7 protein-coding genes are annotated in these 6,583 nt (G+C 53.7%); 4 read left to right on the forward strand and 3 right to left on the reverse strand.

The window, feature by feature from the left end; translation table 11 throughout:
• Nucleotides 1-126: 126 nt before the first annotated feature.
• From ACS1BR_RS02880 to ACS1BR_RS02895, 4 genes are read left to right on the forward strand one after another with little or no spacing between them, the layout of a single operon-like run.
• Nucleotides 127-855, forward strand: coding sequence for an amino acid ABC transporter ATP-binding protein (locus ACS1BR_RS02880; RefSeq protein WP_463560317.1), 729 nt, complete (start codon nucleotides 127-129; stop codon nucleotides 853-855).
• 13 nt (nucleotides 856-868) lie between these two features.
• On the forward strand, nucleotides 869-1,726 hold the full coding sequence (locus tag ACS1BR_RS02885; RefSeq protein WP_463559974.1) for a glutamate ABC transporter substrate-binding protein: 858 nt from the start codon (nucleotides 869-871) through the stop codon (nucleotides 1,724-1,726).
• 38 nt (nucleotides 1,727-1,764) lie between these two features.
• Complete coding sequence (locus ACS1BR_RS02890) at nucleotides 1,765-2,448, forward strand: amino acid ABC transporter permease (RefSeq protein WP_463559975.1); 684 nt, start codon at nucleotides 1,765-1,767, stop codon at nucleotides 2,446-2,448.
• Nucleotides 2,445-3,347, forward strand: a complete 903-nt coding sequence (locus tag ACS1BR_RS02895) for an amino acid ABC transporter permease (RefSeq protein ID WP_463559976.1) — start codon at nucleotides 2,445-2,447, stop codon at nucleotides 3,345-3,347. Before ACS1BR_RS02890 ends, ACS1BR_RS02895 begins: the two co-directional genes overlap by 4 nt.
• Before the next feature lie 65 nt (nucleotides 3,348-3,412).
• On the opposite strand, the gene ACS1BR_RS02900 is transcribed toward ACS1BR_RS02895, so the two are convergent.
• The 3 genes from ACS1BR_RS02900 to ACS1BR_RS02910 form a co-directional block, all read right to left on the reverse strand.
• Nucleotides 3,413-3,994, reverse strand: a complete 582-nt coding sequence (locus ACS1BR_RS02900) for a hypothetical protein (protein WP_463559977.1) — start codon at nucleotides 3,992-3,994, stop codon at nucleotides 3,413-3,415.
• 185 nt (nucleotides 3,995-4,179) lie between these two features.
• The gene (locus ACS1BR_RS02905) at nucleotides 4,180-4,749 is read right to left on the reverse strand and encodes a hypothetical protein (protein ID WP_463559978.1); all 570 of its coding nucleotides are present in this window, start codon (nucleotides 4,747-4,749) and stop codon (nucleotides 4,180-4,182) included.
• A gap of 138 nt (nucleotides 4,750-4,887) precedes the next feature.
• Nucleotides 4,888-6,583: alpha/beta hydrolase (locus ACS1BR_RS02910; protein WP_463559979.1), on the reverse strand; the 1,696-nt coding region annotated here is incomplete at its 5' end.

A 6,583-nucleotide genomic window follows, 5' to 3' on the forward strand; every position in this document is an offset into this window, starting at 1 on the left:
ATCGTTACGAAAAGCGTGTATCGTATGACTCACACCTATCTGCCCGTTGAGAAACACCCGCCGGCACAGCGGGCCAGCGGCGGATAACACCGCACACACCGTTAGGAGGACCGCGTGACAGATTCACTGGTTCAGCTCAAAAACGTCAATAAATATTTTGGCGACCTCCACGTGCTCAAAGATATTAACCTCGAGGTCGATGCCGGTGAAGTTATTATTCTGCTGGGCCCCTCCGGGTCCGGAAAATCAACTCTCTGCCGCACCATTAACCGCCTAGAAACCATAGATTCAGGCAGTATCATTATCGACGGTCAGAAGCTGCCCGAGGAGGGCAGAGGGCTGGCCAAACTGCGCGCAGAAGTGGGCATGGTTTTCCAGTCTTTCAACCTCTTTGCCCATAAATCTATCCTCGATAACGTCACCCTGGGTCCGCGCAAGGTGCGCGGCATGGGGAAGGCAGAAGCGGAAGAACTAGCCATGGGCCTGCTCAAAAAAGTTGGTGTAGACAGCCAGGCAAACAAGCTACCCGCGCAGCTCTCCGGTGGCCAGCAGCAGCGCGTTGCCATAGCCCGTGCGCTGGCCATGCAACCCAAGGTGATGCTTTTCGACGAACCCACTAGCGCGCTTGACCCCGAGATGGTCAACGAGGTGTTAGAAACCATGATCTCCCTGGCCCAGGAAGGTATGACCATGATTGTGGTCACCCACGAGATGGGTTTTGCCCGGCGGGCGGCAGACCGCATTGTCTTTCTTGCCGACGGCGAAATTGTCGAGCAGGGCAGCCCCGATGAGTTCTTTACCAGCCCCTCATCAGACCGGGCAAAAGATTTTCTTGGCAAAATTCTGAACCACTAAGGAGGTGTTATCCGTGACTATTCGTGCTTTTCTCAGGCGTAAGACACTTGCGGCTACCGCCCTGTTGGCTGCCGCGGCTCTGGCGCTTTCTGGCTGTAGTACCTCAAGCGGTTCCGACGATAAGATTCGTATCGGCATTAAGTTTGACCAACCAGGTCTGGGGTATCAGGACGGTAGGGACTATACAGGTTTCGATACCGATGTCGCCCGCTATGTCGCCCAAGAACTCGGCTATACGGAAGATCAGATTGAGTGGGTAGAGTCTCCCTCGGCCAACCGCGAGAATATGCTCTCTAACGGGCAGGTAGACATGATTTTTGCGACCTATTCCATCACGGATACCCGGTTGAAGACCGTAGATTTTGCCGGCCCCTATTTTGTGGCGGGCCAGGACCTCTTGGTGCAGCAGGATAACACCGACATCAGTGGCCCTGACTCACTGGACGGTAAAAGCCTGTGCTCGGTCACCGGTTCCACCTCGGCGCAGAAGATTCAGGATAAATATTCGTCATCGGTGCAGCTGGTGCAGCAGAACTCCTACTCGGACTGTGTGGTTGCCCTCAACGCGGGGATGGTCGATGCTGTTACCACCGATGACATTATTCTGGCCGGTCTAGCCTCCACCAGGGCAAACCGGGGTCAGCTCAAACTTGTCGGTAACACGTTTACGGAGGAGCGCTACGGTGTGGGCCTGCCCAAGGGGACGGATAGGTGCCAGGCTATCAACGATGCCATTAACAAGATGGTGTCCACCGGGGCGTGGGAGGATGCTATCGCAAAGAATGTGGGCGATTCGGGTTTCCGCTACAACGCCTCGCTCAATCCGCCCGAGCTGGATGGTAGCTGCGCCCAGCCTACCGAAGATAACTAACCTATTCGCACAACAATTTTTTAGAAACGGAGGCTCCCGTGTCGTTCGGCGAACAGCTCTCCACGCTCTTTGAGACCTACAACGTGCTGGGCGCGTTTTGGGTGAATGTTCAGCTCACTTTCTGGGCCGGTATCGGCTCGTTTGTGTTGGGTACCGTGCTCGCGTTTATGCGTATCTCGCCGGTTCCCTCGCTCCAGTATTCCGGTGCCGCTTACGTGCATTTTTTCCGCAATACTCCGCTGACTATTCTGATGACCCTGGCGATTTTGGGTGTGTGGACCCAATTCCAGCTTCAGCTGGTTTCAGATTTTGAGCTTAACTTCTTTATCTATGCGGTCATCGTGCTCTCTATCTATCATGCAGCTTTTGTGTGTGAGGCGATACGGTCGGGTGTGAACACCGTGCCTGTGGGGCAGGCGGAGGCTGCCCGCGCTATCGGGCTCGGCTTCTTTCCCGCTGCCCGCCACATTATTTTTCCTCAGGCCCTGCGCGGGGCTATCACGCCCCTGGGTAACACGCTGATTGCCCTAGCAAAAAACACCACGGTGGCCACTGTGGCGTCGGTGGCGGAGGCATCGGGCATGATGAAGTCGATGATCGAGTTCAACTCCGATCTCATTTTTCTTATTTTTGCGGTCTTCGCCATGGGATTCGTTATTATCGTGGTCCCTATCGGTATTTTGACCACCTGGGCATCACGTAAGTTGGCGGTGAAACGATGAGTACATCAGTTCTTTTTGATACGCCCGGTCCTCGCGGCCGGAAGATTACCCGGGTCTTTAATCTGGTGTCTATTCTGCTGATTCTGGCTTTTGTGGCCTATATTTTGGGTGTGATGCACCGTCAGGGCCAGCTTGAACCCGAGAAGTGGACCTCTCTGTTTACCGCGCACGCCTGGGAATACTATTTTCTTCCCGGTATGGTCTCAACATTGAAGGCTGCTCTGCTTTCTGTGGTGACCTCTCTGGTTTTCGGTATGGGTTTTGGCTATATGAGGCTCTCCGCCCATAGGGCTGTGCGCGGGTTTGCCGTGGTAGTGGTCGAGTTCTTTAGGGCGGTGCCCGTGCTGATCATGATGATCTTCTTCTGGCTCTTTTTGGGTAGGTTCTCGGTTTTCTCACCCCAGCAGCTGCCCTTTATTGCGGTGGTGATCGGCCTGACCCTCTACAACGGTTCGGTTATCGCCGAACTTTTGCGCTCCGGTGTTAAACAGTTGCCCAAGGGGCAGGGCGAAGCCGGTCTCGCTATCGGGCTCACCCCCGGTAGGGTACTGCGCACCGTGCTCATGCCTCAGGCTATGATGACGATGCTGCCCTCTCTGGTTTCGCAGTTTGTGGTGATCCTCAAAGACACTGCGCTGGGCTACATTATTTCCTACCCCGAGCTTCTTGCCTCAGCGCGCCGGCTCGGCTCGGGCGAAGGAAACGTGCTGCAAACCCTGATCATGGCGGCGGTACTTTTTGTGGTCATCAATTTTGCGCTCACCACACTGGCTACCTGGCTGTCCGGTTTCCTACGTTCTCGCTCCTCCAGCGGGATCAAGAAAGCAGACGGTATTCCGGGCGAAGTTGACCACGCTAACCCGGCTACCGCGGTGATGTTCAAGATTCCTAAGGCATAGACGTACCGCTAAGAGGCAGGGAACGGGTTGACCCGTTCTCTGCCTCTTCTTTAATTTTCTGACAGTTAAGTTGTTGCCTCGGGTTCGTTGCTGGTCTCGGTATCCCCGGTGGTGGTGCTGGGTTCGGGCAGATTATCCAGATCAGGCTTGTCCGCCGGATAAGTGATAGGCTCCTCAGCGGGGCCATCATCATTGTATTTATCGTAGAAACCGTGAATACAAGGGGTCTTAGCGTGAATAACTTCACCGCCATCACTGGCCATATATTTGAGATAAATACCGGTATCAGTGGTAGTGATAATTTCCTTCCACCGTGTTTCTTTAGCGGAAGTAATATCTTTGACTTCCCAGCCACGAGACTCCCAGTAAGCCCAGACCCTATCGGCAGCTTGGCTGATCTGTTCGGTGTCTAGACCTAGATCTTGCCCGTAGGTGCGCAGTCTCCCGTCTATTCTGGCGGTTTCTTGCTCAGAACTACAGGAGGTGATGTAGGGACTGAAATCAGTCCATTTAGCCTCCTTAGGGTAGGGGAAGTCCTCACTTGCGTTACGCCAGCGGTAGTTCTCCCCGTGCACGCTCGCAGCAATAGTCCCGGTCAAAGCCGAATAATAATCCTTAAAGAGCTCATTAGCGGTAGGTTCTTCCATTTTTCCTCCTGGGATCAGAGCACACCCACTCAGGATAAGCAGGCTGCACACCGGGATTAAGAACCTGCACAGGAAGGTTTTACGTAACATCATCATGTCGTTGTCTTTTATGAGATAGAAAAAGGCAGCCACAGCCGAGCTTGGCACACGGCCCCTTCCCTCTCATCACTACCCCTAATGTTTGTTTAGGCTGTTGCCTCAGGACCACCGGTAGTTTCCGTAGTGCTGGGTGCGGGCAGATTATCCAGATCGGGCTTGTCCGCCGGATAAGTGATAGGCTCCTCAGCGGGGCCATCATCATTGTATTTATCGTAGAAACCGTGAATACAAGGGGTCTCTGTGTCAATCGCTTCACCCAGATCACCAGCTAGATACGCGAGATAAATACCGGTATCCGTGGTCGTAGCAATCTGCGTAATATCAGGGTCAGTTGTGGTATTGGTTGAAGTCACCTCCCAACCCCGGGAAGCCCAGTAAGCCTTAACTCTCTCAATAGCCCGGCCAGCCTGATCAGTGTCTAGACCTAGATCCTGTCTGTAGGTATTAATATATCCGTCTATTCTGGCTAGTTTTTTTTCATAGCTACAGGAGGTGATGAAGACATTGAAATCAGTCCACTTGGCCTCCTCAGGGTAAGGGAAAGCCTCAGTCTCATCCCTCCAGCGATAGCTCTCCCCGTGCACGCTCGCAGCAATAGTCCCGGTCAAAGCCGAATAATAATCCTTAAAGAGCTCATTAGCGGTAGGTTCTTCCATTTTTCCTCCTGGGTTCAGAGCACACCCACTCAGAATGAGCAGGCTGGTCAGACAGGTTGTGATCAGTATCTTGATACGGTTCATAGAACGGGTCGGGTTGAGCATGGGTTGTGAAACCACCTTAGAAGTAGGGGGGGGCTAATCCTGAGGCGGAGCAGGAGCCGGCCCAGGCGATGGCTGTGGTATCGGGTTTGGCCGGTCTTGTTCCGGCTGCGAGGCTGGATGATCATCAGCAGGCGGGACCGGGGCCGGACCCGGCGATGGTGACGGTGACGGAGTATCCAGCTCTTTCTGAGTCGGGGAATACTCGGTAATTTTCTCTTCTTCACCCCGGATAATCAGGGATGTATCCCAGCGGGCTGTGGTGTCCTCCGAGAGATAGCCCCGGTTAGACTCGTCCTCGGTATAGAGACCATGCTGATCCACATCATGTAACCGCCCCTCAGGATCGGTTTCTGAGGAGAAGGGTGTTATACCCTCAACCTTATCCGGGTGAGCTTTAGTAGCAGGAAACCGGCCCCAGTTATCAATCCCGTCCCCAGAAGCTTCTGTATGGTAGATATTCTGAGCCCCTTCCTTATTCGGGTTATCCTCCAGGGCCAGGTCAAGCTCCCCGTCATTGTAGGCGGCAACCTGTTTCCTATCCAGCCCGGCCGAACCCAACAACACCGCAGAATCAGCCTTCGTACCCATCTCGGTCAGAGCAGAGAAAACCACATCAGTCCCGTAAGAATGCCCCACCAGGTTAGTGCGTACCTGATCAGCACCACCGTGGATGGTATTAAAAGTGTCTACATCCTGAGCCAGGCGGGCACCACCAACGTGAGCGTTAGTATTCCCCCAGACCTGGGGCGTACCAATCCCTCCCGGAGCCTCGTAATTCATCCACGCCACCGAAGCATGTCTACTCGAACCCTGAAGTAATGCCTGGTCGTAGAGGCTGTTGGCCGCATCAATATGGTTTCCTACACTCTTCTGAGCATTAGTATTAATCCCGTGCACTAACCAAGAGGCGTTCTCGGCCGTATCCAGATTCCCGATCGAGACCGCGGTCTTAATATCATCCCAAGACCTACCCTCACCCGAAAGATCAGAAAACTGAAGCGTCACCACCTGCACATCCGCACCGGGGTGAAGAACAGCAATATCTCGGTTCTTCTGAAGTATCGCGGCCGCAGTATCCCCAATATGCTTGGCAATATCACCCTCCACCGTATAAGGAATATCCCAGTTCTTCTGATCCTCCGGATCCGAAGACACCATGTGTAGCAGGGTCGTATTCGCCACCGACCGATGAGAATACGGCACCCCGTCCAGATTCCCGATCAACCCCGGAGCATAAAGCATCAACACCTTCCGCTGCTCATAAGTGAGCAAACCAGCCCCAGGCACCTGCGCGTCCCCCGACGAAATATAATTCCCCCTCTCATCAAAAGACAGCTCAGCATTCCACCACTTTTGAGTCTGCTGAACCTGCCCTAAAGTAAGGTCCTTAATCTGAAGAGTATAAAGCCCCTGGTCCTGATGAGACTCAAAATAGCCGGCTAACTCGTCAGGAGATAGCTCAGCTACCAGATTCAGGTACTCGGTATAACTCTCACCCCCATACCGTGCCGCCTTCTCATAGGCACGCTCCAAATAGACCGGATCAAACTCCCACAACTGGCCCCGGACACTCTCCCTATCCTTGAAAGGATTACGAGCCTGAAGACTCCTACTATCCGTCGGTACCGGTATCCGCTGATACAGCTCATCAAGACTATACATATAATAATCATCAAGCACAGCCGCAAGAGCCTCTTCATACTCCTGCCGGATCGTATCAAAAGCCTCC

Source organism: Rothia sp. 18CD1-1, from assembly GCF_055285355.1.